At 43.7% G+C, this 26,562-nt stretch carries 22 protein-coding genes and 1 other RNA gene; 22 read left to right on the top strand and 1 reads right to left on the bottom strand.

Translation table 11 applies throughout. The features are described from left to right. The 13 genes from BMX79_RS11525 to BMX79_RS11465 all read left to right on the top strand — a co-directional run. Positions 1–706 (top strand): reverse transcriptase domain-containing protein (locus tag BMX79_RS11525; RefSeq protein WP_256212685.1); only part of this gene is annotated, 706 nt, incomplete at its 5' end. A 203-nt stretch (positions 707–909) separates the two neighbouring features. Beyond that, the gene (locus BMX79_RS11520; protein ID WP_091482836.1) at positions 910–1,809 is read left to right on the top strand and encodes an ABC transporter ATP-binding protein; all 900 of its coding nucleotides are present in this window, start codon (positions 910–912) and stop codon (positions 1,807–1,809) included. Then, a complete protein-coding gene (locus BMX79_RS11515) occupies positions 1,802–3,082 on the top strand; it encodes an ABC transporter permease (RefSeq protein ID WP_091482834.1) in 1,281 nt (426 codons plus the stop codon). Before BMX79_RS11520 ends, BMX79_RS11515 begins: the two co-directional genes overlap by 8 nt. A gap of 281 nt (positions 3,083–3,363) precedes the next feature. Further along, entirely contained in the window at positions 3,364–4,227 is an 864-nt protein-coding gene (locus BMX79_RS11510) for a YtnP family quorum-quenching lactonase (RefSeq protein ID WP_091482832.1), read from the top strand. 230 nt (positions 4,228–4,457) lie between these two features. After that, positions 4,458–5,660 carry an L-lactate MFS transporter gene (locus tag BMX79_RS11505; protein ID WP_091482830.1) on the top strand — a complete coding sequence of 401 codons (1,203 nt, stop codon included), beginning with the start codon at positions 4,458–4,460 and terminating at the stop codon, positions 5,658–5,660. Between the two features lie 327 nt (positions 5,661–5,987). Further along, complete coding sequence (gene fadE, locus BMX79_RS11500; RefSeq protein ID WP_091482828.1) at positions 5,988–7,205, top strand: acyl-CoA dehydrogenase FadE; 1,218 nt, start codon at positions 5,988–5,990, stop codon at positions 7,203–7,205. Positions 7,206–7,526: 321 nt separating this feature from the next. Further along, positions 7,527–8,429 carry a LysR family transcriptional regulator gene (locus BMX79_RS11495; RefSeq protein WP_091482826.1) on the top strand — a complete coding sequence of 301 codons (903 nt, stop codon included), beginning with the start codon at positions 7,527–7,529 and terminating at the stop codon, positions 8,427–8,429. A 397-nt stretch (positions 8,430–8,826) separates the two neighbouring features. Further along, positions 8,827–10,008 carry an acetyl-CoA C-acetyltransferase gene (locus BMX79_RS11490; protein WP_091482824.1) on the top strand — a complete coding sequence of 394 codons (1,182 nt, stop codon included), beginning with the start codon at positions 8,827–8,829 and terminating at the stop codon, positions 10,006–10,008. A gap of 46 nt (positions 10,009–10,054) precedes the next feature. After that, positions 10,055–11,173: an acyl-CoA dehydrogenase family protein gene (locus BMX79_RS11485; protein ID WP_091482822.1), complete on the top strand. Its 1,119-nt coding sequence runs from the start codon at positions 10,055–10,057 to the stop codon at positions 11,171–11,173. A gap of 60 nt (positions 11,174–11,233) precedes the next feature. Continuing rightward, entirely contained in the window at positions 11,234–12,085 is an 852-nt protein-coding gene (locus BMX79_RS11480) for a 3-hydroxybutyryl-CoA dehydrogenase (protein ID WP_091482839.1), read from the top strand. Between the two features lie 11 nt (positions 12,086–12,096). Next, complete coding sequence (locus BMX79_RS11475; protein WP_091482820.1) at positions 12,097–12,882, top strand: enoyl-CoA hydratase-related protein; 786 nt, start codon at positions 12,097–12,099, stop codon at positions 12,880–12,882. Between the two features lie 66 nt (positions 12,883–12,948). Further along, the gene (locus tag BMX79_RS11470; protein WP_091482818.1) at positions 12,949–14,256 is read left to right on the top strand and encodes an acetyl-CoA hydrolase/transferase family protein; all 1,308 of its coding nucleotides are present in this window, start codon (positions 12,949–12,951) and stop codon (positions 14,254–14,256) included. Positions 14,257–14,426: 170 nt separating this feature from the next. After that, a complete protein-coding gene (locus BMX79_RS11465; RefSeq protein WP_091482816.1) occupies positions 14,427–14,906 on the top strand; it encodes a hypothetical protein in 480 nt (159 codons plus the stop codon). A 67-nt stretch (positions 14,907–14,973) separates the two neighbouring features. Here the strand turns inward: BMX79_RS11465 and BMX79_RS11460 are convergent, their stop codons facing one another. Continuing rightward, on the bottom strand, positions 14,974–15,696 hold the full coding sequence (locus tag BMX79_RS11460) for a hypothetical protein (RefSeq protein ID WP_091482813.1): 723 nt from the start codon (positions 15,694–15,696) through the stop codon (positions 14,974–14,976). 207 nt (positions 15,697–15,903) lie between these two features. Between BMX79_RS11460 and BMX79_RS11455 the strand changes: the two genes are divergently transcribed. From BMX79_RS11455 to BMX79_RS11410, 9 genes are all read left to right on the top strand, one after another. Beyond that, positions 15,904–16,479, top strand: coding sequence for a GNAT family N-acetyltransferase (locus BMX79_RS11455; protein WP_091482811.1), 576 nt, complete (start codon positions 15,904–15,906; stop codon positions 16,477–16,479). Between the two features lie 71 nt (positions 16,480–16,550). Continuing rightward, the gene (locus tag BMX79_RS11450; RefSeq protein ID WP_091482808.1) at positions 16,551–17,825 is read left to right on the top strand and encodes a cytochrome P450; all 1,275 of its coding nucleotides are present in this window, start codon (positions 16,551–16,553) and stop codon (positions 17,823–17,825) included. Positions 17,826–18,406: 581 nt separating this feature from the next. After that, on the top strand, positions 18,407–18,613 hold the full coding sequence (locus BMX79_RS11440) for a hypothetical protein (protein WP_091482804.1): 207 nt from the start codon (positions 18,407–18,409) through the stop codon (positions 18,611–18,613). Positions 18,614–18,742: 129 nt separating this feature from the next. Next, an RNA gene (ffs, locus tag BMX79_RS11435) (signal recognition particle sRNA small type) lies at positions 18,743–18,832 on the top strand. Positions 18,833–18,977: 145 nt separating this feature from the next. Continuing rightward, the gene (dnaX, locus tag BMX79_RS11430) at positions 18,978–20,702 is read left to right on the top strand and encodes a DNA polymerase III subunit gamma/tau (RefSeq protein WP_091482802.1); all 1,725 of its coding nucleotides are present in this window, start codon (positions 18,978–18,980) and stop codon (positions 20,700–20,702) included. A 16-nt stretch (positions 20,703–20,718) separates the two neighbouring features. Then, positions 20,719–21,039, top strand: a complete 321-nt coding sequence (locus BMX79_RS11425) for a YbaB/EbfC family nucleoid-associated protein (RefSeq protein WP_091482800.1) — start codon at positions 20,719–20,721, stop codon at positions 21,037–21,039. Between the two features lie 70 nt (positions 21,040–21,109). Next, a complete protein-coding gene (gene recR / locus BMX79_RS11420) occupies positions 21,110–21,706 on the top strand; it encodes a recombination mediator RecR (RefSeq protein WP_091267420.1) in 597 nt (198 codons plus the stop codon). Between the two features lie 11 nt (positions 21,707–21,717). Then, a complete protein-coding gene (locus BMX79_RS11415) occupies positions 21,718–21,948 on the top strand; it encodes a YaaL family protein (protein WP_091482797.1) in 231 nt (76 codons plus the stop codon). Positions 21,949–22,405: 457 nt separating this feature from the next. Further along, positions 22,406–26,562 (top strand): DUF8508 domain-containing protein (locus BMX79_RS11410; protein ID WP_091482795.1); only part of this gene is annotated, 4,157 nt, incomplete at its 3' end.

The following is a 26,562-nucleotide window of genomic DNA, read 5'->3' as shown; positions in this document are numbered from 1 at the left end:
CGCACCACAAGGTGGCGTGATTTCGCCCCTACTCAGTAATGTGTACTTACATGAACTGGATAAAGAAATGGAACAGCGGGGACACCAGTTTGTCCGTTTCGCTGATGACTTCGTCATCTTCGTAAAATCAAAACGAGCCGGTGAACGGGTGCTCCAAAGTATCACTCGCTTCATCGAAAAAGACCTGAAATTAACTGTCAACCAAGATAAAAGTAAAGTGGGTTCCCCAACACGTTTAAAGTTCTTGGGTTGTCTGATAACCACAGTGAATGGGGTCTGTCGTTACAGACCTTCGAAAGAAGCCAAAGCGAAATTCATGCGTACCTTGAAACGCTTGACTAAACGTAAGCGTGCAGGGAGATTTGAAGACATTGTCAAAGAAATAAACAGCCGAACAAGAGGCTGGATTAATTATTTCGGCACAGGCTTCATCAAATCATTCGTGAAGAAAGTGGAGCAATGGCTGCATCACCGTATCAGACAACTGATTTTAAAAAGATGGAAAAAGCCCCATACTAAGATTAGCAAATTAATGCGCTTAGGTCTAGATATGGACAGTGCTAAACGCATAGGCTACTCCAGAAAGAAATACTGGAGATTATCAAAAACACCTGAAGTTCATTGGGTGATTACAACGAAAAGACTCTACCGTTGGAACGTAGTTCCACTACCTCAACTGGCAGAGTCTGCTTACTCAAGATATTGAACCGCCGTATACGGAACCGTACGTACGGTGGTGTGAGAGGACGGTAAATAAATTAATTATTTACCTCCTACTCGATTGAAAAAGAGTGAAGGAAATGTGAAAAATGGTTCGGAAGTCTGATATTTATTTTCTCCTAAAAACGGTATACTACAGATAATCAGAATTCTATGAGAGTACATAATATAGAGAAAGAAGGAGACAATATGTTAGAGGTGAAAAATCTGCGCAAGACATTCGGTGATCTGACAGCTGTGGAAGATGTCAGTTTTACGATACGTCCCGGAGAAATCATGGGTCTGATCGGTCAGAATGGTGCAGGAAAAACAACAACCTTCCGTATCATACTGGATCTGCTGACAGCAGACCAGGGTGAAGTGCTTTGGGAAAATCAGCATCTGTCGAAAAAGATTTTCAATAAAATAGGATATCTTCCAGAAGAAAGAGGGTTGTATCCTAAAGTGTCGATTGAGAATCAGATTCTTTATTTTGCACAGCTGAGAGGGAAGAAAAAAAGCGAGATCAGTCCTCTGATTGATGACTGGTTGAAAAAGTTCGACGTAAAAGGGAAGAAGACAGATAAAGTAAAAACTCTGTCAAAAGGGAATCAGCAGAAAGTCCAGCTGATTTGTACCCTGATTCATGAACCGGAACTGATTATTCTTGATGAACCATTCAGTGGGCTAGATCCGGTCAATGCAGAACTGCTGGAAGAAGGAATAAGAGAAGCTCAAAGTAAAGGTGCACGTATCATATTTTCCAGCCATAATATGAACAATGTGGAAGAGCTCTGTGACAGCCTGATCATGCTAAAAAATGGAAGACAAGTACTTAATGGTGCAGTCCGTGATATTCGTGAACAGTTTGGACGGACGAAGCTGTTTTTAGAGTCTGATCTAAGCAGAGAAGCTCTCCTGGAATTCCCAGGTGTACAGCGGGTGGAAAAAAACAGAGACGGAATCGATATTGTCTATCTGACTCAGGCTGAAGAAGGAAAGGCTATCTTTGAGGCAGCAACACGAAACGGCTATATCCCGACGTTCAGCCAGCAGCCTCCAACTTTAGAAGAAATTTTCAAACGAATGGCAGGTGAGCGAAATGAATAAATTCTGGGTCATTACTAAAGAAGTATACAAGAAAAATATTAAATCATTCGGGTTTATCGTTATGGTTCTCATTCCGCTGATCATTATTGGTTTTATCGCCGGAATGACTTACTACTTTTCACAGGAAGCTCAAAACGCTGAGCCAACACCGATTGCTGTCGTAACAGATGATCCGGCTCTTCAGGAACTGTTTTCAGATGAAGAATGGAATTTTGACATTGCTGAAGATATTACGACTGAAGAGGAAGCTGAAACAGCCCTGACTGCTGAGGATATCGAAGGATATATGGTCATCAATACTGAAGCACAAACCCTTCAGGCAGAAATCGTCCATGCAAACGAGCTGTCTAATCAGATACCAATCATTACTGAAGTGCTGACAAACTATCAGACGATGCTTAGAGCGAATGATCTTGAGCTGGCTCCTGAACAGGTCATGTCTCTGACAGAGGCTGTTCAAGTAGAAGAAACAGTTGTCAGTATCGAAGAGGGGGCACTGACAGAAGAAGACACAACCGATAGAATGATCCAGGAATGGAGCGCTTATGCGGTCAGTATTGCTATCATGGCTTTCATCATGACATATTCCGGAATCATAGCTGAAGAAGTGGCCAATGAGAAAGGCACACGTATTATGGAAATCATCTTGTCCAGTGCGACAGCCACCAATCATTTCTTCGGCAAGCTGGTTGGGGTCATCATGGTGATGCTGACTCAGATCGCGATTTATGCAGCTGTAGGATTTGCAGCCTATCTGTACTTTAGAGACACTGATTTTGTCCAGGGACTGATAGGTGAGATGGATATTATGGGCATGCTTCAGGAACTGCTGGGGTATACACTGATATTCTTTGTAGCGGGGGTGCTGATATATGTCATACTCGCAGCATTCTTCGGCTCGCTGGCTACTAAGATGGAAGACGTGAATAAAGCTGTCACCCCGATAGTCTTTATCGCTCTTGCCGGGTTCTATGTCGGGTTATTTGCCTTCACATCTCCTGAAAATACATTGGCGGTCGTATTCTCATATATTCCATTGTTTACACCTTTCGTCATGCCGTTCAGGATTGCATCCGGAACTGTCGCGACAAGTGGAATCTGGCTGTCCATTGTAGGAACAGTCGGGTTTGCAGCATTGATTTCTGCTGTAGCTCTTGCCTTTTACCGCTCCAATGTCCTGGTGTATTCTGATACCAACATACTGGGTACAATCAAGCGGTCCTGGAATATCATGCAGAGTAACAAAAAAGCAAGAAAACAGAGATCTGCCTGATTTTGGGTAGGAATAAAGACTAGTGAAAAAATGACTGTCCAGATGAAAACTGGATGGTCTTTTTTGCGTTTGGGGAAGTGTGCTGTCATTTTTTAATGCTCAGTAAAGGTCAATCTGACTGATTCTGATATATCCATCAATAAATGATTCAGCCTATGTACAGTCGCTAGCATTAAGCTGAAGTAATAGAAGGAATAAATAAGGGTTATTGGCATACTAGGGTGAAACCGATTACGATAAATAGTAGAAAGTATCTTATGACCGATTCGGGAGGTTTAGAAGTGGATAAACTAGATTTTCATGATATGACCTTATACTGGCTGGAAGGTGGGGTCGTTTCCTTTGACGGTGGAGCTATATTCGGAGTGGTACCTAAACCCTTATGGAGCAGGAAGTATCCGGCTAATGAACGCAATCAGATTGAAAATGCAACAGATCCTATACTCATTCAATACTGCAATAAAAATTATCTGATCGACACGGGGATCGGGAACGGCAAGCTGACTTATAAGCAGAAACGTAACTTTGGAGTCAAAGAAGAGTCCAGAATATCTGAGAGCCTGAAGGCACTTGAGCTGACAGAAGAAGACATCGATGTTGTTCTTATGACTCACATGCATTTTGATCATGCCTGCGGACTGAGCAAGTGGGAAGGAGATAAGCTGGTTTCAACCTTCCCCAATGCGACCATTTATGTCAACGAGACAGAATGGAATGAAGTAAGGCACCCTAACAGCCGATCAATCAGTACCTACTGGAAAGAGAACTGGGAGCCTGTAGAGGATCAGGTCATCACTTACAAAGAGTCATGCAGACCAGCTAAGGGGATCGAACTGATTCATACGGGAGGACACAGCGACGGCCATGCAATCATCAGGCTGACCCAGCAGAACAGGACGCTGCTTCATATGGCTGATATTATGGCTACCCATGCTCATCAGAATCCGCTTTGGGTCATGGCATATGACGATTACCCTATGGATTCGCTAAGCGCCAAGCAGAAATGGATGAAGGAAGCTTACGATGCGAATGCCGGCTTCATATTTTATCATGATGCATATTACCGCATGATTCAATGGGACAAGGATGGAAAGGAAGTAACAGCCTGTCTGACTCGCTCAAAAGAAAATTATATTTCATACTGACTGTTTATACTTACCCGGTGTCTGAAAAAGGACGCCGGGTTTTATTTGAAAACGTAAACTGACCAGGGGGAGAGCTGTTTTCATCACAGATTATTAGTCCACCTAATAGCTTCCATTATTTTTACTAAGTAGACTCTGATAGACATCATAAGTTAACCTGAATTGTAAGCGGTTAAAGAAAAGGTGGAAGTAAACACTGAGTGAAAAACTTTTTTATTGGAGGAAGTAAAATGACAGAACAGAAAAACAGATGGCTGATTCTTATAGCGGCTATCGTAACTAATTTATCTTTAGGTGCAGGATATGCCTGGTCAGTATTCCAGACGGCTCTGCTGGCAGAAAATCCAGGCTGGTCCCTAAGCGAGACCTCATTGGCATTCAGTATCTCATTTGCTATGGTACCAGTTGGGATGATTATCTGTGGACCAATCGTCGATAAACATGGAGGAAAGAAAATCGTAATGGCTGCAGGCCTGCTTTTTGGACTCGGTATGTTTTTGACTGGTTTTGCCAGCAGTATCCTGATGCTTTACATGACTTATGGTGTCATACTTGGATTGGGTATCGGAGCGGGTTACGGGACAGCAACTGCCCTCACCGTTAAGTGGTTCCCGGACAAAAAAGGGTTGGCAGGTGGATTGACAGCTGCCGGATTCGGTTCAGGAGCAATCCTTTTAGCTCCTATTGCTACTGCAATGATCGATAGCGTAGGAGTCAGTCAAACCTTCCGCCTGCTCGGTATAATTCTGCTGGTTGTGATCTGTGCCGCTTCATTCATCATGGAAAACCCTCCAGCCAAACCTGTGGTGAGTGGGGTGACTGCTGATGAGGGCAGTACCTTCAAGGACATGCTTCGTGAAGGAAATTTCTGGATCCTCTGGGGCGTCTACATCTTTGCTGCTACAAGCGGCATGATGATCATCGGTCATGCGGCCAACCTGGCAGACTATTACTCTCTTGGTTCGGGTGCGGTGATTGTTATGATTGTAGGTCTGGCTAATACACTTGGACGCATTTTCTGGGGATCTGTTTCTGACAGAATCGGAAGGTATAAAACTGTAATGACTATGTTTGCCGTATCGGGTGCAGGTCTGCTGAGTCTTAATTTTGCTGATCAGCTGGGCGCCGTGGCGGGAATCATCGGACTGATCTGTATTGCATTGTCATTTGGTGGATTTTTAGGGTCTTTCCCTGGAATCACTGCCGAAAACTGGGGTGCATCCAAAGCAGCAGCAAACTATGGCTGGATGTTTACGGCATACGGCATTGCATCGATTATGGGCCCGTCACTTGCTTCTTCAATCAGGGAAGCAACGGGAAGTTACTCCATGGCGCTGATCATCTCAACTGGGATGGCAGTGGCAGGTATTGGACTAATTGCATGGTATATGAAACGCATAAGTAAGTTTCAAGTGGCAGGCGATACTGCCTGACCTATGATGGTATAACTTAATAATAGAGTCTTATCGAACTGTCTACCAGAAGAGCCCCGGTTATGTAGTGATGCTGCAGAACAGGGGCTCTTCTTATGCTGTCAATAGTGTATTTATATGAGACAAACCGCATGGCACTCAGATAGGTTACACAGCGGACAGGTGATTCGGTAACGCTGCCAATTAGCTGGACTAATAGCTTCTATTATTTTTGATAAGTAGACGGAAGCCGACATATCCGTTAATCTGTGATTGTAAGCGGTTGAGAAAAGAGTGACTGTAAGAGTGAAATAGAGTGTTCAATACTTTTCAAAAGGAGAATTATAAATGGAAGCAACGATCAGAAAAGAAAGCATTGATGCAAAAGAGTTTTATCCGACAGACCTATACGAGTATTCAAGTCAGCTGACAGACGGTGAGCTTGAAGTCCTTCAGGATATGAGAACAGCACTTGAAGAACACGTTTATCCCGTCATCAACGAGCACTATGAGAAAGCGAAGTTCCCATATGAAGCGTGGAACGAAGTAGCTAAATCCCGATTTATGGATGACCCTAAATTGTTTGAAGGACGTGACAATGAGCTGAAGACCAGTGAGCTGTTCAACGTGTTCAGGTACTTTGAACTGGCTAAAATGGATCCGAGTATCGCGACTTACTATACTGTTCACGGCGGACTGTTTTACGCGTCTCTGTTATACGGCGGTTCTCAGGAACAGATTGACCGCTGGGCACCTAAGGTCAAGTCTTTTGAATACAGCACGTGTTTTGGTCTGACTGAGCCTGATCATGGATCGGATATTGCAGGTGGTCTGGCGACCAGTGCCCGTAAAGAGGGAGACTACTGGATCCTCAATGGAGAAAAACGCTGGATCGGCGGTGCAGACAAAGCAGATGAAATCGTGATTTTTGCTAGAGATGAAGCAGATAATCAGGTCAAAGCATTCGTCGTATCCGGAAAGTCAGAAGGGCTTTCTGTAGAAAACATCAGGAATAAAATATCATTAAGAATGCTGGCGAATGGCCACATCACAATGAAAGATGTGAAAGTTGAAGATGACCGACGTCTGGTCAATGTCAACTCATTCAAAGATGTCGCAGCAATCCTGCGCACGACTCGAGCAGATATTGCCCATCTGGCAACTGGTCTTGCTGCGGGTGCCTTTGAAGCAGCTTTGAGATACGTCAAGCAGCGTGAACAGTTCGGTAAAAAACTGGGCTCTTTCCAGCTGGTACAAGAAAAGCTGGCTATCATGCAGGCTAATGTCAACGCGTGCCTGTCCTACTCCGTCCGCCTTGCTCAAATGCAGGAAGAAGGAAAGTACATCGAAGTCAATTCTTCACTGGCAAAAATGCATAATGCATTGCGCATGCGTGAAACAGTTGCCCTGGCGCGTGAGGTAGTCGGCGGTAATGGAATCACTCTTGATACGGATGTCGCCCGCTTCTTCACTGATGCTGAAGCCATCTACTCCTACGAAGGGACGCATGAAATCAATGCACTGATCGTTGGAAGATTCTTGACAGGTAAGAGTGCGTTCATTTAAAAATCGGCCTTTTAAATGAGCGGCTAAATAGCAACTGAACTGACTAACTGACATAAATATAATCTGACTAACTTATCAACAAATACAAGTATAATCTGACTAACGAAAGACCCATTCCTCTCTAAAAAATAGTATGAAACTCTTCTCAGCAGAGCGGTCAAGCGACCAGTGAAGCTGGGAAGAGTTTTTATATTACAGAATACTGGAAGCATTAAAGTTTAGTTAATAAGATAAAAGGAATAGCTGTTATTGCCTAGTTAAATGCTATACTATAGAGAACCTTGAGATGTAGGAAATTAAAGGAGCAAAGGAGATAAACCGATGGACATTACCCAGATGAATTATTTTATTACCATCGTCGAGTGCGGGTGTAATCTATCACTTGCAGCGAAGCGAATCCATATTTCTCAGTCAGCACTCAGTCAGTTTATTACGCATTTTGAAAGAGATGAAGAAGTAGAATTGTTTATCAGAAAAAATGGCAGACTGGATGGTCTGACTGCGAGCGGAAAACGTATCTATAAGTTTGCACTGGATATTGTCAGTATGCATGAGGAAATGGAAGATACGATTCGTAAAGAAGCAGCAAAACAGAAGGGAACGATTCGAATCGGGCTGCCATCGCTGGTTCTGACTGTACTTTTTTCTAATTTCTTCTCGAAGTTTATAGTAGAAAACCCAGATGTCAAGATAGAGATCGTTGAAGAAGGCTCTTATGAACTGAAACGCATGTTTTTTGAGAAGGACCTCGACTATGTTGTTCTTGTAGCTCCGACCGATCTGGATCCGAAATCTTATGAGGAGCACGTCATTCAGATTGACGAATACACAGCATTCATGAACCGGTCGCACCCTTTAGCTTCTAAGGAAACAATCAAGTGGAAGGATCTGAATGAGTTCCAGATCGGAACATTCAAAGAATCGTTTATTACTAACCGATTAGTAAAGGAAAAAATACGTAAGAAGAAGTCAAAAGCAGAAGTCACATTGACATCGGCATCCTGGGATTTTCTTGTCGAGACAGCGAATCATTCCGATATCGTGTCCATCCTGCCTGCTCCGATCAAGCGCTATTTAAAAAATGATCAGGTTGTAATGAAGCATTTCGACGATCCGATTCCTTTTAATGTACTCCTTTGCCGACCAGTGAAAACGAGCTACACCCCTGTTGAAACCTTTATTCATGAGTCGATGCTGAGTTATTTTTATCAGCCGATCGACTGATTGATACACATTTCAGCTATAAGCGAGCCTGAATACAGCATGAAAAACAGACAGTACACTTGAGATAGTGAAATAAATTCTTTAAGGACTAGCCGCTTAGAATTTAAGTTAATTGAATAAATAGGTTACTGGCGCAGGGATCACAGATCTCTGCGATTTTTTTATTTCAAAAGATCATCCCTCAAAGAACAAGAATGTGAAAAAGTGAATATGAACCACAAATCTGTACAGTTTTTCTATTAGTTCAACTTATGGACTCGTTAAAATTTGCTTGGTAGACGCCTATGGAAAGGCTTGCTAATATGGCATTGTAAACGTTTCACTCACGTTTTACATCTTACACCTTACACTCAAACAAGACTTGACCGTTTTAAAAACAAATTGGAGGAAGCCGTTCATGCGTGATGCAGTAATTGTAGAAGCAGTAAGAACTCCCCTAGGTGCATTTGGTGGAGCATTGAAAAATGTTTCAGCTGTAGACCTGGGAGCTCATGTCGTAAAGAAAGCTATGGAAAGAACAGGGGTAGATCCGAAAGAAGTTGATGAACTGATTTTTGGGAACGTTTTAAGTGCCGGACTTGGGCAGAATGTTGCTCGCCAGGTCGCAGTTAAAGCAGGTATCCCGAAAAGCAAACCGTCATTCTCCATTAACAAGGTATGCGGATCTGGATTGAAAACAGTGGCTCTTGCAGCCCAGTCCGTCATGATGGGCGATAATGATGTTGTTATCGCAGGAGGAACTGAAAATATGAGCCAGTCCCCTTATGTCCTTCAGGATGCACGTTGGGGCAAGCGAATGGGTAATGGCAAGATGGTAGACACAATGCTGAAGGATGGGCTGGTCGATGCCTTCAATGATATTCATATGGGAATGACAGCCGAGAATATAGTTGAAAAATACGGCTTTACCAGAGAACAGCAGGATGAACTAGCTGTACGAAGCCAGAACAACGCAGAGCAGGCGGTCACATCCGGTCGCTTTAAAGAAGAAATCGTACCCGTAGAGATTCCTCAAAGAAAAGGGGACCCTGTTCAGTTTGATACAGACGAGTACCCGAGATTTGGGACAACAATGGCATCTATGGGCAAACTTAAACCGGCATTTAAGAAAGAAGGCGGATCAGTTACTGCTGGAAACTCATCGGGACTGAATGACGGGGCAGCAGCTCTGATCATTATGAGCCGCAAAAAAGCAGAATCACTTGGACTTAAACCAATGGCAACGATCAAGTCCTATGCAAGTGCTGGAGTGGAGCCTGAAATCATGGGATGCGGACCGATTCCTGCAACACAGAAAGCACTAGAAAAAGCACAGTTGACCGTTGAAGATCTTGATCTTATCGAGGCAAACGAAGCCTTTGCAGCACAAGCCTTAAGCGTCATTACAGACCTTAAATTCGATACGGATATAGTCAATGTAAATGGAGGAGCCATTGCATTAGGACATCCGATAGGTGCAAGCGGGGCTCGTATCCTGGTGACCTTGCTGCACGAAATGGAAAAACGAGAATCCAGATATGGACTCGCAACTTTATGTATCGGTGGCGGACAGGGCATGTCAGTCATCGTAGAGAGATAACAAGACAACCTGACCGGATCAGGTACTAGGTAGAGGAGACAGAAAAATGGCTATACGTTCAATTACAGATATATCAGAATCGGTTTACCGATACACAGCATCTGAGCTTTCAGAGAAAGCGAAAGAATATGATGAGACTGATTCGTTCCCGAGAGAACCCTTTGATTACTTTGCAGATCTGGGCGTATTACGTATTCCATTCAGTCGTGAACAAGGTGGTCTGGGCGGATCACTTCAGGACATCCTGTCGGTCATCAGAACGGTGTCCACGACCTGTTCCTCTACAGCTAGTGTTCTTCTCACACACCTGTCTTTCGGCATAATGCCTGTCTATCTTTATGGAACTGAGGATCAGAAGCGACGGTTTCTACCTGATCTTTTAAATGGATCGAAAATCGGTGCTTATGCATTCAATGAACTGGATTCCGGCAGTGATTTATCTCTCATTGAAACATCAGCTGTCGAAACAGATGAAGGGTGGGTGCTGAATGGAAGCAAGCATTATATATCAAATGCTGGAGAAGCATCCGTCTATTCGGTAGTCAGCCGCATGCAATACAGAAACGGGGAGCAGGAAGTGGGTATCCTTCTTGTTCATCCGGAAATGAAAGGGTTATCTGTTGGGCAACAGGAAGAAAAAATGGGCATACGGGGCATGCCCGTTGCTTCTCTTTCATTTGATCGTGTCGTGGTTTCTCATGAGAATGTTTTAGGGGGCCAGGCGGTGGGCGAATCTGCCTGCTATGTCATCAAGACACTTAATAAACTGTATGTAGCGGCTCAAGCTATCGGCATAGCCGAGGGCGTTTTAAAAAAAGCATTGAGCTATATGCAGAAAGATCGGCAGTTTGGTAAGCGGCTGATCGACTTGCCAAATAATCAGTACCGAATGGCTGATGCCTATACAGAGATGAATGCAGCCAAGGCGCTTCTCGATAAAGTGGAAGCGTTTGATCCTGAATCGTCTGATTATTATTGCATGGTCAAGCTTAAAGCGACATCAGTGGCGGTTGATACGGCCAAAACAGCATTGCAGCTGACAGGCGGCTACGGATTCATGAGAAATAACAGTATCGAGCGGTTTGTACGGGATGCTGAGCTGACTCATATTTACGGGGGAGGCAGCGATACGCAGCGCGCAATGATTGCACGGAACTGGTTATAAAACTGAGGAAAGAAACAGGCATATAGGAGAACAAGCATGATGAAAGGGAGTAAAGGATTTATGACAATAAACAAAATTATGGTAGTCGGCTCTGGAACAATGGGCAGCGGAATCGCACAGGTGATGGCACAGCATGGGTATGAGGTCATTTTGAATGATATCAAACCTGAATTTGTCGAACGTGGCCTTCAGTCCATCACGAAACAGCTGGATAAAGCCGTCTCGAAAGATAAGATGACAGAGCAGGAAAAAGAAGCGACACTTAAGCGTCTGACTGCTTCAACGGATTATACAGATGCTGAAGATGTGCAGCTGGTTATTGAAGCAGCGACGGAAAACAAAAACATCAAGCTGGATATTTTCAAAAAACTGGCTGAGATTACGCCTGAAGACGCTATTCTGGCAAGCAACACCTCTTCTCTGTCCATAACTGAGATCGCAAATGCGACCAGCAGACCGGAAAAAGTGATTGGTATGCATTTCTTCAATCCGGTACCAGTCATGAAACTGGTCGAGGTCACTCGCGCACTGACAACTGATGACCAGACGGCACAGACCATTCTGGACCTGAGTCAGTCGATCGGAAAAACTGCAATCGATGTGACGGATTCACCAGGCTTCGTCGTTAACCGTGTCCTGATTCCCATGATCAATGAAGCTGTATTTACAGTTTATGAGGGCGTGGCGACAATGGAAGAAGTAGACGATTCGATGAAACTGGGAGCGAACCATCCTATGGGACCGATTGCCTTAGCTGACTATATCGGACTGGATGTCTGTCTCGCAATCATGACCGTTTTATATGAAGGATTTAATGATTCCAAATATAGACCGTGTCCGTTACTGAAAAAATACGTAGAAGCAGGCAGACTGGGAAGAAAAACTGGTCGTGGCTTCTATGAGTATGCTTAAGGAGAATAGACATGACACGATATGACACATTGAAACTATCAAAAAGCAGTGGAATAGGGACACTGATGATCAACCGGCCTAAAAATCTGAACGCTTTGAATACTCAAGTCCTGTCTGAGCTGAACAATATACTGGATGAGATTCAGCAGGATGAATCGATTCAAGTCCTTATCGTAACGGGTGCAGGAGAAAAAGCGTTCGTTGCCGGGGCGGATATCAAGGAAATGAAAGACAAGAGTGCGCTGGAAGGCAGAGACTTTTCTGCTTTCGGTAATCAGGTCTTCAGCAAACTGGAAAACCTGCGTCAGCCGACGATTGCTGCCGTAAACGGCTTTGCCTTAGGCGGAGGCTGTGAACTGGCTATGTCATGCGATATTCGTATCGGCTCGGTCAATGCTAAATTTGGACAGCCGGAAGTCGGTCTGGGCATCATTCCCGGATTTGGCGGGACTCAGCGTTTGAGCCGTATCGTCGGTATCAGTAAAGCGAAAGAACTGATTTTCACTGCGCAGACGATTACTGCGGATCAGGCACTGGCGATCAGTCTGCTGAACAAAGTAACTGAACCGGCCGATCTTTTAACAGAAGCAAAGAAGATGGCTCAAGCAATCATGAAACAGGCACCGCTTGCGATCGAATCCAGTAAGAAAGCTATCAGTCGTGGATTCGAAATGGATCTGCAACATGCCCTTGAAATGGAAGCTGAACTGTTCGGTGGCCTGTTCTCAACAGAAGATCAGAAGATTGGGATGACTGCTTTTACAGAAAAAGTGAAAGCGGAGTTCAGCCGACAGTAAACCCATACCTAAGGGGTGTTTATCAGAACTGATAAGCAGCTCACTACATGAAATGGAGGAAACACGATGACTGACTACAAGAAACTATACCAAGACAAACTGACGACAGCTGAGAAAGCCGTGCAATTAGTTAAGCCCGGTGAAGAAATTATTTTCCCGATCAACCCGGGAGAACCACCGATGCTGCTGGAGGCTCTGCCTGAAAATAAGCAGCTTAAAGGAAACTATCTACACAGAATGCTTCCAAGCAGCGGACCACTTGATATCTCTCAAGACAAGCTGAAACAAGTATCTATTTTTCTATCTGGGGCTGACCGTAAACATTACAGAGAAGGATTCATCGATTTTCTTCCGAATCATTTCTCTGATATTCCTGCGCTCCTTTTAAAGCGTGCTCCGAATCCGGTCATTATGGCAACAGTGTCTCCTATGGATGAAGATGGAAACTTTTCTTTAGGAACGAGTCCATCGTATGTTGCTTCTCTGATCGAACATGCAGCTACAATCATTCTTGAAGTTAATGAAAAAATGCCGCGTACATTCGGTGAAAAAAATGCCATCCATATAAGTCAGGTCGATGCTCTAGTTGAAAACACTGTCGACCTTCCTGAACTGCCTTCTCCAACTCTGTCAGATAAAGACCTGGAAATCGGTAAGACGATCGCTGATATCGTTAAAGACGGCGACACTGTTCAGATCGGCTTCGGATCAATGCCTAATGCGGTAATGGAATACCTGATGGACAAGAAAGATCTGGGTGTCTACAGTGAAATGCTGCCTGACAAAATCGTAGATCTCTATAACAAAGGGGTTGTAACTAACGCATTTAATCCTGTATACCCAGGTAAAACAGCTTCGACCTTTGCTATTGGATCCAAAGCACTGTATGAATTCATGGATAACAACGAAGACATCCTGATGCTTCCGTGCGATGTGACAAACAGTCCGGTGAACATTGCGAAAGTGGATAATCTGGTGTCGATCAACTCATCTGTAGAAGTGGATCTGTATGGTCAGTGTAACTCTGAATCAGTAGGCGGCCATCTGTATTCATCAACAGGCGGACAGGCTGACTTCACAAAAGGGGTGCGCATGACTAAAAACGGCCGTGGTGTCATCTGTCTCTATTCAACCGCTAAGAAAGATACAATTTCCACTATTGTATCCGAACTGGCGCATGGATCGATTGTCTCTACCTCTAAGAATGATGTCGATACGGTGGTTACGGAATATGGGAAAGCTGAGTTGATCGGTAAGACCTTCAGTGAACGGGCTGAAGCTCTGATCAGTATCGCTCATCCAGATTTCCGAGACGACCTGCGTAAAAAAGCAATTGAAAAGAAACTGATAGCAGATAAGCCTGTACTTGTCTGATTCATTTTAATCAGAGCCCTCATGAGTTCAATTGAACGCGAACTCATGGGGGACTTTTCAATGTTAGAGAAAGAATAGCCTGATTTTAGAGTGTAAGGAATAGCGGTAAAGGACGTTTACCTATAGTAATTACGTATGTAATGGTGTACAATGAGAAAGAGGTGAGAGAATTGTTAAAATATAGTGAGTTGACAGAAAAGGATAAACGCCGCCGGTACAAGATGCTTGTGGAATTACCGTTATTTCTGGCCGGAATTATACTCAGTGCGTTCGATTTTGATTTCAGATTTATCATGACAATGGTAACAGGGATCATGGTCATTGAACTGATCATCTTCGGTCTGATGGATATTAAATTCAATTATTCATTAAGCGAATTTATTACAGACATGATCTTTTTGTTCGTCATGAATTTCTTTGTTGTCCTGATAGCCACTCCGGGCTTTCTGTATACACTGAACCAGGCTACAGAGCGGACTTATATTTTTACCAACATTATCGAATTGATTGTTTCGTTTACTTTGCTTCATACAGCCTGGTATATTTACATTATTCTCTCATGTAAGGTAAGAAAAAACCCGTCCCTCAAATGGAAATGGGATGTAACAGGGGCCTTTCATTCTGATGGCAGTCGATTTGCGGTTAAATAAAAAGTACAGGGACATCAGGACGACACGCAAGGTGCTCGTCCGAATGATCTGTACTTTTATTTTTATATTATAAGATAAACATCAATAGTCCGGAGTAGAAGACCAGGCCGACCATAAATGAGGTCATGCCGCTTCCTTTACAGGCTGGAAGTTCATCTTTCAAAGCATTGAGAATCAGTCCGCCTGCTACGAAAGCTTCCAGAAGTCCCATATACGTGTGAGAGATGTGAATAGTCAATCCGAGAAGCCATCCCAGCAGCACAGACGCGACGAGGAGCTTCAGACCATATCGGTCGTACAGTTTTTCAAAGTGGTGACGCAGTACCCAGTCATTTGTCATGAAGTGGACACCAATAGCGAATAAGTAAAGCAGTGCAGTAAAGGTTGTTTCAAAACGCTGGTTGGACAGGAGGATACCGATAATGAAATTATAGAGAAAATAAGACCCAATGTGAGCCCAGAAAATACCTGAGGTAGAAAAATCTCTTTTGGCCAGTTTCAGTCTTGATGATTTCAAAGCCAGCTCAAGAAAGTAAAATACAACAATACCGACAAGCATGGAGCCGAAAATCAGATGAGACGCATTCTGGGATGAAATATGAAAAGTCTCCATAACCTCATGCTCATACCCCTGAACGGTCGGGATCAGGTGGAAGAATACATAAGCTAGTGAAATTCCTCCAACAAAAGAGGTAAACTGGTTAACGGAAAACAGGCGCAATTTAAAATGTCTGGAGCTTAAATGAATAAATGAAAAGCCTAATGCAAGGAACAAACCGGTTAATGACATACTACAATCCTTCTTTCAATTAATTAAAACTATCTCTATAGCGAATTTATTATAGTCCTCAACCAGATCGTAGTCAACAAGTTTTCATGAAACTTTCTGAAACTTTTCATAATTATGTCCGACGCGTTCAAAAATAGGATTAAGCCTGTTACTATGCTATTCTAATAATATTAAACTAAGCAACTAAACAAGGAAAAGAGGGATTAGATGACACCAATTAAAGTTAAATTGGCAAAAAACAATCGAATCGAATCAGAGCGACTGATTCTCAGACCAGTCACATTGAAAGATGCACCGGACATGTACGAGTATGCCCAGGATGAAGAGACGACCTACTATGTTTTTGACCGGCATACGTCACTTGAAAAGACAGAAGAAGCCATCACTGAGTATTTTCTGGAAGACCCCTTCGGAAAGTTCGGAATCGAGCTGAAGGGAACGGGAAAAATGATCGGTACAATTGATTTAAGAATCAAAAGCGAAGACAAACGGGCCATCATTGGGTACACCTTGAACAAAGCATTTCACGGAAAAGGATACATGACGGAAGCCGGCCAGCGTGTATTGAAGTTAGGTTTCGAGACACTTGGACTCGACTGCATTGCCGCTTTGCATGATGAACGTAATGCCGTATCGGGGAAAGTAATGGAACGCCTCGGTATGAAGAAAGAAGGGACCCTTCGTCATGTTGGAAAATGGAAGCAGGGGGAATGGTTCAATGATGTCTACTATTCAATACTTAAATCGGAATATGATGATCAGAAACGAGAACTGGGACAGTAAGGGGTATCATTTGCGATAAGCGGGGCACTCTTTTTATACTTAAAGGTAACAATAAGTTAAGGAGGAGACGTATGCAGAAAACACGAAGTTTTCCAAAAGAAGCTGGCCTCGAGAATGGATTGAAGGTACTCAGAGAAGGGTATATGTATGCCCCGAATAGACACAAGATTTATAAAGCAGATGCGTTTGAAACCCATTTACTGGGTGAAAAGGCAGTAGTCATTGGTGGAGAAGAAGCGGCTAAACTCTTTTATGACGAAGACAAATTTAAACGTGAAGGAGCTGCCCCCGAGCCTGCCAAGGCAACATTGCTCGGAAAAGGCGGTGTTCAGGGTCTTGATGATGAAGCACACAGACATCGTAAAGCATTCTTTATGGGGCTGATGTCCAAAGAACGCATTGAAGTCTGGGCTAAGCTTGTCGAGAAATACTTGCTGAAGGAAACAAAGGAATGGATCAAGAAGGATTCGATCGTCTTCTATGAAGAAAGTCAGAAAATTCTGACACAGGCTGTCTGTGAATGGGCAGGAGTTCCTTTACCCGAAAAAGACGTGGAGAAGCGCACAAAACAGCTGGTCAGTATGTTCGAGTCTCCAATGGCCGTCAGCACCCGCCATATAGAAGGGCGGATCGGACGCAAGCAGGGAGAAGCCTGGAATAAGGAGCTGATCCAACAGGTCAGAGCCGGGGTATTACATCCGAAAGAAGAGACCGCTCTTTACCAGATTTCGTGGTTTAAGGATCTAGACGGTGAGCTGCTCGACTTGAAGACAGCTGCCGTGGAGCTGCTTAATGTTCTGCGTCCTTCAGTAGCGGTGGCGATCTACTTTGCCTTCACGGCGCTGAGCCTGTATCAGTTTCCTGAAATCAAGGATAAGCTTAATGGAGACAATCCTTATTATCTGCATATGTTCATTCAGGAAATCAGACGATATTACCCATTTTTCCCATTCAATGGGGCCATTACCAGAAAAGACTTTGTCTGGGACGGATACCAGTTTGAAAAAGACACGCTCGTGATCCTGGACTTTTATGGTACAAATCATGATCCGCGTATCTGGGATAATCCTGAAGAATTTAACCCCGAACGTTTCAAGGACTGGCACACAAGCCCGACAGATCAGGTCCAGATGAAACTGGTTGCTCAAGGCGGAGGAGACTACAATACAGGTCACCGCTGTCCGGGAGAATGGAATACTGTCAGAGCCATGGAAATCGTCACGGACTATCTGATCAACAAAATCAGTTATGAGGTGCCGGAGCAGGATGTGGGCTACAGTATGGTGAAGGTCCCGACTATTCCAAACAGCGGCATGAAACTGGAGAATATCGATTATATCGGATAAATAAGGCTGAAGTGTATCAGCAGATAGGAGCTGTACTATGAGAAAACTCGGTAAGGCGCTGGTCCTGGTTCTGATCGGACTGATCGGAGGCATGGGCGGACCGCTTAAAGAAGATTAAGTCAGACCAACTTTATCTATTGACTGATTAAATTAATCAGTGGGAGAGGCGCTGCGTTGTGAAGAACGACAATGTAGTGTCTTTTTCTTATGTAATAGGAGTTGATTATTCTTCTGAGAATGGCATTAAGGGAGGTTGCGACACGCCTAGAGGTTTAGGAGCAGGTGAGCTGGTCGCAAGAAGCTTCTTAGAACCAACTGGCGAGGGAGCAAGTTGTCGAGCTGGTCACAAGAAGCATCTTAGAACCAACTGGCGAGGGAGCAAGCCGATGAGCTGGTCACAAGAAGCCTCTTAGAACCAACTGGGGAACGAGCAAGCCGATGAGTAGGTCGCAAGAAACATCTTAGAACAAACTCAAACCTTTATAATGAAGAAATGACAGGTCATTTCTTTTCGTCTTTCATATTTCATAATTGAGCTCTTTACAGTATAGTATAGTTACCTTTGAAGGAGGGATCTGTATATGAAACAATATCTTTGCCCGTCACTAAGTATCATCTTCTATTTCCTATATTATTTATTGGTCCAGGGAACAGCTTATTTTTTGCCGGATTCAATTATCGTTACACTGATTATAGTGGCTTCGGTATTTATCATAATCCCAATTGCAGCCTCACACACGAGTGCCTTTGTTATGGTTAAAATCAGAGGATTCAACTGTCGGCTGTAAGTGTACTCATCCCGAAAACTGAGATGGCAATAAGTTGAAGCGGGGAGCAACCTAGCCACCAAATCGAATCGATTTAAAAAAACACCTTTTAATCATCTTGAGGATATGCTATTATAGTAGTTGCCGCAAGGCCTCATGGCAATGGCGGGCGTATGAACCGTGTCAGGTCCGGAAGGAAGCAGCACTAAGTACTGTCCCGCCATGTGTCATGTGATACATAGCCACGAATAATGCAGTTTATTCATAGAAAGATGCCTCTGTCAAAAGGGCATCTTTTTTTTTCGGACAGGGAAAATTTCTTTTTAAATTCACTTCATTTTGGCCTATAATAGAGTAGAGCAAGTACCTAGAAAAGAGGGAGACAATGAGTTATCAAGCTTTATATCGTGTCTGGCGTCCACAGCGGTTTTCAGACGTAGCTGGACAGGAAGCCGTCACTAAAACCCTTAAGAACGCCTTGAATCAAGGCAATACCAGTCATGCCTATCTATTCTCCGGTCCTCGGGGAACAGGAAAGACTAGTGCGGCCAAAATTTTTGCTAAAGCCATGAACTGCCCTCATTCTCAAGATGGAGAGCCATGTAATGAGTGCGACATCTGTGAATCCATCACACGGGGGAACTTGAATGACGTCATAGAAATAGATGCCGCCAGTAATAACGGTGTAGAAGAAATAAGAGACATTAGAGAGAAGGCGAACTATGCGCCGACTCAGGCTGAATATAAAGTATATATCATTGATGAGGTTCATATGCTGTCAATGGGGGCTTTCAACGCTCTACTGAAGACACTTGAAGAGCCGCCGGCAAATGTCGTGTTCATTTTAGCAACAACTGAACCGCACAAAATTCCACTGACGATCATTTCAAGGACGCAGCGGTTTGATTTCAGACGCATTTCTCCTCAGGATATTATCAGACGGATGACATTCATTCTGCAGGAAAAAGATGTGGCTTATGAAGAAGATGCACTTCTGGCCATCGCTAAGGCGGCAGAAGGAGGCATGCGGGATGCTTTGAGTATACTCGATCAGGCCTTGTCTTTCTCAAGCGGGTCGATCACGTTAGAAGATACGCTTCGAATCACCGGCAGTATCACTCAGGAACTGCTTGGAGATTACGTCTCCGCTTCTTTAGTTAACGATACGGAGAAAGGATTGAGCCTGCTTCATGCAATCCTTCAGGAAGGGAAAGATGCAAACCGGCTGGTTGACGACACGATCCTTTTCTGTAGAGATATTCTGATCTATAAGAAAACCGGGGAAGATGCCCTGCTTAAAATGAGTAAGGTGGATGACCAGTTCAAGAGTTTGGCAGAGGAAGCTGATCCTGAAAAAATTTACGAAATCATTAGGGTAATGAATCAGACCCATCAGGAAATGAGGCTGTCCAGTCACGCGGAAGTTTATCTTGAAGTCGCGACCGTACGACTGACCCAGCCGGTTTCAAAACCTGCGAGCGGCCCGGCTGCTGGTCATCTACAGGAAATGAAAGCAGACAACGGCGACATCGATGCTTTGAAGAAGAAAATGCAGCAGATGCAGACGCTGATCGAACAGATGCAGCAAGGGGGTCAGAAACCTGCTGCGCCGAGGACCTCTAACCAGTCACGTAAAGCCAGGAAACAGCAGACATTCAAGGTGAATCAGACACAGGTTTTCAAAGTGCTGGAAAAAGCCACAAAAGGGGATCTGGTCAAGCTGAAAGATGTCTGGCCTGATCTGATCGATTTCCTGCCTGCGGGTCAGAAAGCAATAATGAAGACGTCCAAACCCGTTGCAGCCAGTCCGAATGGGTTGGTTGTCACCTTTGATTATGATATTCTATGTGAGAGGGCTTCAAACGATTCCTTCCTTCTGGAATCGGTTGGTGATTATCTTGAAAAAGTGATCGGTCATCGTGCCGGGATGTGCAGTGTGCCGAGTGAACAATGGCCTGCAGTCCGTCAATCATTTATTCAGCAGATGAAAAATCAGTCCGGGGAATCTGAAGAAGTCTCCAGCGAAGAACAGTCAGAACCGGAAGAAGAACCCGTCGTGAGTGAAGCGATCGGTCTCTTCGGAGAAGAAATCGTAAATATTAAAGATTAAGAGAGGATGAATGCCGATGCGCGGTGGAATGGGAAATATGCAAGGTATGATGAAGAAAATGCAGAAGATGCAGAAAGAAATGGAACAGGCTCAGGCTACTCTGAATGAAACAGAGTTTACTGGATCAGCTAATGACGACTTGGTGACAGTCAAATTTACAGGAGACAAAACATGTCGGGAAGTCAGAATCAAAGAAGATATTGTTGATCCTGAAGATGTAGAAATTATTGAAGACCTTGTACTATTAGCAGTAAATGATGCCTTGGGAAAAATCGACGAAGAAACTGAAAAAACAATGGGCAAGTACTCTAAAGGATTAGGAATCCCAGGATTATAATTTGGAGGAATGTTTGTGGACTGTCTGACGAGTATGGATCTATTCGTTTCGCAGTAGAAAGGAAACGGTTATGCACTATCCAGAACCGATAGCACAATTGATGGAGAGTTATATGAAACTGCCAGGGATCGGGGAGAAAACAGCTGCCCGCCTGGCTTTTTATACGGTGAATATGAAGGAAGATGACGTCACCCGATTTGCAAAGTCACTGATCAGCGTCAAGCGTGACCTGACTTACTGTTCGGTCTGCGGGAATATGACACAGAATGACCCTTGTGATATCTGCGAAGACAAGAATCGGGACCAGTCAGTTATTTTAGTAGTAGAGCAGGCAAAAGATGTGATAGCAATGGAAAAGATGCATGAATTCAAAGGCTTGTATCATGTCCTTCATGGCGTGCTCTCACCTATTGAAGGGACCGGCCCAGAGGATATTAATATTCCTGTCCTGATCAAACGTCTTCAGAAAGATGAAGTCAAGGAAGTCATCATTGCGACTAATGCAACAGCTGAAGGAGAGGCTACAGCAATGTATCTGTCGAGACTGATCAAGCCGGCAGGAATCAAAGTCACACGTCTGGCTCATGGTTTGTCAGTAGGCAGTGATATTGAATATGCCGACGAAGTTACTCTGCTTAAAGCTGTTGAAGGCAGAAGAGAAATGTAGGGAATCAGAGTATGGGATTGTTCAGAAAAAAACATCAGCTTAAGAATCAGTACGACGATAAACTGATCGCACTCATCAATAAGCAGAAAAAACTGTACCAAGCCGACAAACAACTGGAAGAGCTGATGATCAAGGACCATCCGGAATGGGAAGCACAGCTCAAGCTCCAGAAGGCGAAGTATTTTTACCTCTTTAAAGAAGCGCGTATCAGACACGTAAGAGGGAATCATCTTAGTAAATGATTAGTCAAAAGTCCGTCAGCTCTTTGACGGGCTTTTTTATTTATACCTGACAATCGATTATTTGTATTGATATGGCATGGACTCCACTCTAACTGAACTGATGCAAGACTAAAAGTTGAGTAGAATCAGCTTATCAGTTTGTTTAAAATAACAACATACTAATTAATATAACTTATAATTAAATATTAATGAGGAATATAAACATTTTCTAATTTTTATAACGTTGACTTAGTTATATCAATAACTTACACTTTATTGTACTAGCTCATTGCTATTTATTTTTTTATGAATAAGGTTATTTAGTTAATAATGAAAGCGCTACAAGATTGAGTTAGTTAGTTTACTTTAATATACCAACTAAATATTACTTAATGTTAATACATAAACAGGTGAGGTGAGTAGACGCGTATACTGACATAAGTGATAGTTGAGAAAATAAGGTTAAGGAGAGAATTGAATGCAGAACAACTGGCGTAAGAAGTACAGCTTTTCCTTAGCAACAATGCTCCTTCTGAGCACATTTGCTCAAACTGCGGCTCCGATAGCAGCTTATGCTGAAACAGAAGTTGACAGCTCGGATGCAGCAGTACTGGATATAGAACAATCGGTCATCACTGTTTCAGAAGCGCTGAGTAGAGGAAACGATGCCTCAACAGCTAATGTTAAAGGCTACATTGTGGCGCATGTAGCCGGGAACGGTCCGAGTTTGAGGTTTGATGAGTTCGCCAATGATCATAATTTTGCACTTGCTGATAATCCTGATGAAACTGATCCGGAGAATATGATTCTTGTTCAGATTCCTTCGAGCTTCAGAGGAGAGTTTGGTCTCCAGTCCAAGCCGAATAATATCGGACGGGAAGTCATCGCAACCGGTCAACTTAAAGCATATTTTGGAGAGGTGGGCCTAAGAGAACTTTCTGAGCTGACTTTTGTGGAAGCTGATGCTGGAGAGGATCCGCCGTCAGAAGAACCACAAGAACTGGAACTTCTGTCAATACTGGAAGCAAGGGAACAGCAGACCGGTGAAGTTAAGACAAAAGGTGTTGTTACTGCTAGACTAAGAAACACTATTCAGATTCAGGATGGCACAGCAGCGATTGCAGTCAGACCGACTTCTTTGAACGTAGAAGTAGGGGACACAGTTACAGTTACTGGAACGTTGCAGGATTATCGAGGCCTACTTCAACTGGACTCTGCTGTTCTTGATGAAAAAGTAAGCGGGGCAGAAGTTCCTTCCCCAATATCCCTCACAGGAGATCAGCTCTCCAGACATCAGTCTCAGCTGGCTGTGCTCTCGGGTGTGGAGATTACTGATGTTCAAACGGGGAGCGGATGGGCAAATTACACAGCCACCGACTCTTCAGGCGCAGTATTTACTGTTCGGGACGAAAATGGCACACTAGATCTGCAGTCTGGGAGAGTGTATGAATCCATAACTGGAATAGTTTCACAGTTTGATGATACACAACAGATTATACCAAGGAATAGTCTTGATATCATAGAAGACTCCAGTATCGTACAGCCTGTCATCGCTAGTCCTGGGAGCGGATCGGTTCCAATAGGGACAAGCGTATTGCTTGATACTCCAACATCTGATACTGAGATATTCTATACTGTCGACGGATCAGATCCGGATACGAGCAGTTTGCGATACTCCGATCCTATACTTATCACTGAACAGACCACAATACGTTCGATAGCCGTTCGTGGAGAACAGACAAGCACGATTTCTGAATTTGCGTATAATGTCTTCGATGCCGAAGAAGGCATGAGAATTCATGATATACAAGGCGCTGGACATTTTTCTCCAATGAACGGAGAGAAAGTCTTCAATGTGAAGGGCGTTGTAACTTATGTCTATTCTATTCAGGGTGGCAATTACTTCCATATGCAGACGCCAGATGACCTCGTAGATGATGATCCTAATACTTCAGAAGGGATAGTCGTCTATACTGGCCGCAGTACGGGTGTTGAAGTCGGGAATCTGGTAGAAGTGACCGGAAATGTATCTGAATATTTCATTGATGGATATAGTGATAAAGAAGATACCGATCTGCCTGTCACTCAAATAAATGCCAGAGATGATCGTGGGGGAATCGTTAATGTTCTTGAGAATGTAGTTGATTTACCCGAACCGATTCAAATAAGTTCCGACATGATTCCTTCTGAAATAAAAGGGGATACTGATTTAGATGTGTTTGACCCCGACCTCTATTCTCTTGACTTCTGGGAAAGTGTTGAAGGAATGTATGTAGAGGTTATGCCTTCAGTTGCAATTGCTCCACAGCAGCATGGGGATCTGGTAGTCGTGACAGAAGATTACGAGCCTGAAAACAGAACTGTAAATGGAGGGATCCGACTATCTGAAGAAGGGCCGGATTCCAAGTCTATCCAGTTCAAATTGCAACCTAACGGACCAGCTAGGGAACTGGCTGTTAAGACCGGAGATCGGTTCACTGAATCGATTGAAGGAGTAGTCAATTATGGATTCGGTAACTATAAAGTCTATGCTGATCTTGATGATGTCAGAGGTGCGCTAGTAGAAGCTGAAAGAGCTGATGTACAGACATCGATCATTAAGGATGAGGATAAGCTGACGGTTGCAACATATAATGTTGAGAATTTTTCTGCCAATCGATCTCAGACTTCCGATGTTAAAGCGCAAAGAATAGCACGATCATTTGTTGAACAGATGGAGTCTCCTGATATTATTGGGATTGTTGAGGTCATGGCCAACAATGGGACATCTTCGACTTCTCCGGAAGCAGACCAGAGTTATGAGCGTCTGATTTCAGAGATTGAAAATGCAGGTGGACCATCCTATGACTATGCAAATATCGATCCTGTCTTTAATGCAGACGGTGGAGCTCCTGGGGGAAACATCCGAGTAGGTTATTTATATAATCCGGAACGCGTGTCTCTGATTGAGGGGGCAATCGGCGGGACAAGCGATGCTGTAGGGTATGTTGATGGCTCGCTCACCCTGAATCCGGGTCGTGTGTCTCCTTCAGAATTTACGAACACAAGAAAACCACTTGCAGCACAATTTGAATTCAATGGAGACAGTGTCGTAGTCATTAATAATCACCTGAATTCAAAACTGGGAGATGATCCTTACTACGGTCAGAACCAACCGCCACGTTTTGGAAGCAGAGCTCAGCGCAATCAGCTGGCTGAAACTCTCAATTCCTTTGTGGGCGACATACTTGAGGATAATCCAGAGGAGAACATTGTGGTTCTCGGAGACATGAATGACTATGAGTTCTCTGAGCCACTTCAAATTCTGGCGGGCGATGAACTGACTAACCTGATTCACAGCGTACCTGAAATGGAGCGTTACAATTATGTCTATCAAGGCAGTTCTCAAGTACTGGATCACATCCTTGTATCCAATAATCTGGTAGAAAGCGCTGAAATTGATATTCTTAACATCAATGCAGATTATACGGATATGCATAGTCGAGCTAGTGATCATGATCCTGTCCTTGCCCAGATCGATCTGAGATCGTCAGAAGATAGTGAGGAAGATGCATTTACACTATCTCTCATGCATACAAATGATACACATGCCCGCGTTGAAAACTACCCTAAACTGATCACAGCAATCGACCAGTATCGGGAAGAAAATCCAAATGCTCTTCATGTGAATGCAGGAGATGTTTTCTCAGGAACATTGTACTTCAATGAATTCAGAGGACAGGCCGATGTAGCTCTTATGAATCTGATGGGTATCGATGTCATGACATTCGGTAACCACGAATTCGATTTGGGTGACTCAGAAGATGGGCACCGATCACTATCTGAATTTGTCAAAAAAGCTAACTTTCCTTTTCTTGGAACAAATGTAGATTTTTCAAATGATCCGTATATGAGCAGTCTTGAAACCAACACTATGCTGGAACGAAATCCGGAAGCAGGTCTGGTTTATGACAGTATCATCTTTGAAGTAGAAGGTGAAGAAATTGGCGTATTTGGCTTAGTGACTGAAGATACTAAGAATATTGCCAGCCCGGCAGACGTTGAATTTGAAGACTTTATACAGGCGGCAGAGGAAGCAGTTCAAGCCTTTGAGGATGCCGGAATCAATAAAATCATGGCAGTGAACCATCTAGGATTCGACAGTGCGCCGGAAGTGGGAAATGATCTGCGTCTGGCAGGAGAAGTTGCTGGTATCGATATCATCGTTGGTGGCCACTCCCATACAGAATTGATGGAACCAGTGGTCATTGAAACTGATGCTGATGGGAATCCTAAAGCTCCAACAGTCATCGTTCAAGGTGGGGAATATGCAGAGTTTCTCGGAACATTAAATGTAGACTTTAATGATCAAGGAGAAATCATCCGCCAGTCTGGTGCGCTCATTGATGCTACTGGTTTGGAAGATGATCCGGATGCAGTCGAATTGCTTCAGGAATACAAAGATAGAATAGAAGAAGTGAGCAATCAGCCTATTGGTGCTGAAGCGATGAAAGACTTGCCGAATCCGAGACTGGGTGGTGAAAGTGACGTTAGTGTCCGTGCAAATGAAACAGAACTAGGCAATTTAATTACGGATGCAATGCTTAATAAAGCTCAGGAAAAATTCCCGGAAACAGTGATTGCGTTCCAGAACGG

It is taken from the genome of Alkalibacterium pelagium (genome assembly GCF_900109325.1).
GTDB classification, from domain to species: Bacteria; Bacillota; Bacilli; order Lactobacillales; family Carnobacteriaceae_A; genus Alkalibacterium; species Alkalibacterium pelagium.
The sequence above is the reverse complement of the archived record's forward strand: the minus strand, read 5'-3'. Positions and strand labels throughout refer to the sequence as shown.

Bases quoted from the DNA above. Each gene is read 5' to 3' on its own strand.
- BMX79_RS11520 (WP_091482836.1), top strand. From the start codon at position 910: ATGTTAGAGGTGAAAAATCTGCGCAAGACATTCGGTGATCTGACAGCT.
- BMX79_RS11515 (WP_091482834.1), top strand. From the start codon at position 1,802: ATGAATAAATTCTGGGTCATTACTAAAGAAGTATACAAGAAAAATATT.
- BMX79_RS11505 (WP_091482830.1), top strand. From the start codon at position 4,458: ATGACAGAACAGAAAAACAGATGGCTGATTCTTATAGCGGCTATCGTA.
- fadE (WP_091482828.1), top strand. From the start codon at position 5,988: ATGGAAGCAACGATCAGAAAAGAAAGCATTGATGCAAAAGAGTTTTAT.
- BMX79_RS11495 (WP_091482826.1), top strand. From the start codon at position 7,527: ATGGACATTACCCAGATGAATTATTTTATTACCATCGTCGAGTGCGGG.
- BMX79_RS11490 (WP_091482824.1), top strand. From the start codon at position 8,827: ATGCGTGATGCAGTAATTGTAGAAGCAGTAAGAACTCCCCTAGGTGCA.
- BMX79_RS11485 (WP_091482822.1), top strand. From the start codon at position 10,055: ATGGCTATACGTTCAATTACAGATATATCAGAATCGGTTTACCGATAC.
- BMX79_RS11480 (WP_091482839.1), top strand. From the start codon at position 11,234: ATGACAATAAACAAAATTATGGTAGTCGGCTCTGGAACAATGGGCAGC.
- BMX79_RS11475 (WP_091482820.1), top strand. From the start codon at position 12,097: ATGACACGATATGACACATTGAAACTATCAAAAAGCAGTGGAATAGGG.
- BMX79_RS11470 (WP_091482818.1), top strand. From the start codon at position 12,949: ATGACTGACTACAAGAAACTATACCAAGACAAACTGACGACAGCTGAG.
- BMX79_RS11460 (WP_091482813.1), bottom strand. From the start codon at position 15,696: ATGTCATTAACCGGTTTGTTCCTTGCATTAGGCTTTTCATTTATTCAT.
- BMX79_RS11455 (WP_091482811.1), top strand. From the start codon at position 15,904: ATGACACCAATTAAAGTTAAATTGGCAAAAAACAATCGAATCGAATCA.
- BMX79_RS11450 (WP_091482808.1), top strand. From the start codon at position 16,551: ATGCAGAAAACACGAAGTTTTCCAAAAGAAGCTGGCCTCGAGAATGGA.
- BMX79_RS11440 (WP_091482804.1), top strand. From the start codon at position 18,407: ATGAAACAATATCTTTGCCCGTCACTAAGTATCATCTTCTATTTCCTA.
- dnaX (WP_091482802.1), top strand. From the start codon at position 18,978: ATGAGTTATCAAGCTTTATATCGTGTCTGGCGTCCACAGCGGTTTTCA.
- BMX79_RS11425 (WP_091482800.1), top strand. From the start codon at position 20,719: ATGCGCGGTGGAATGGGAAATATGCAAGGTATGATGAAGAAAATGCAG.
- recR (WP_091267420.1), top strand. From the start codon at position 21,110: ATGCACTATCCAGAACCGATAGCACAATTGATGGAGAGTTATATGAAA.
- BMX79_RS11415 (WP_091482797.1), top strand. From the start codon at position 21,718: ATGGGATTGTTCAGAAAAAAACATCAGCTTAAGAATCAGTACGACGAT.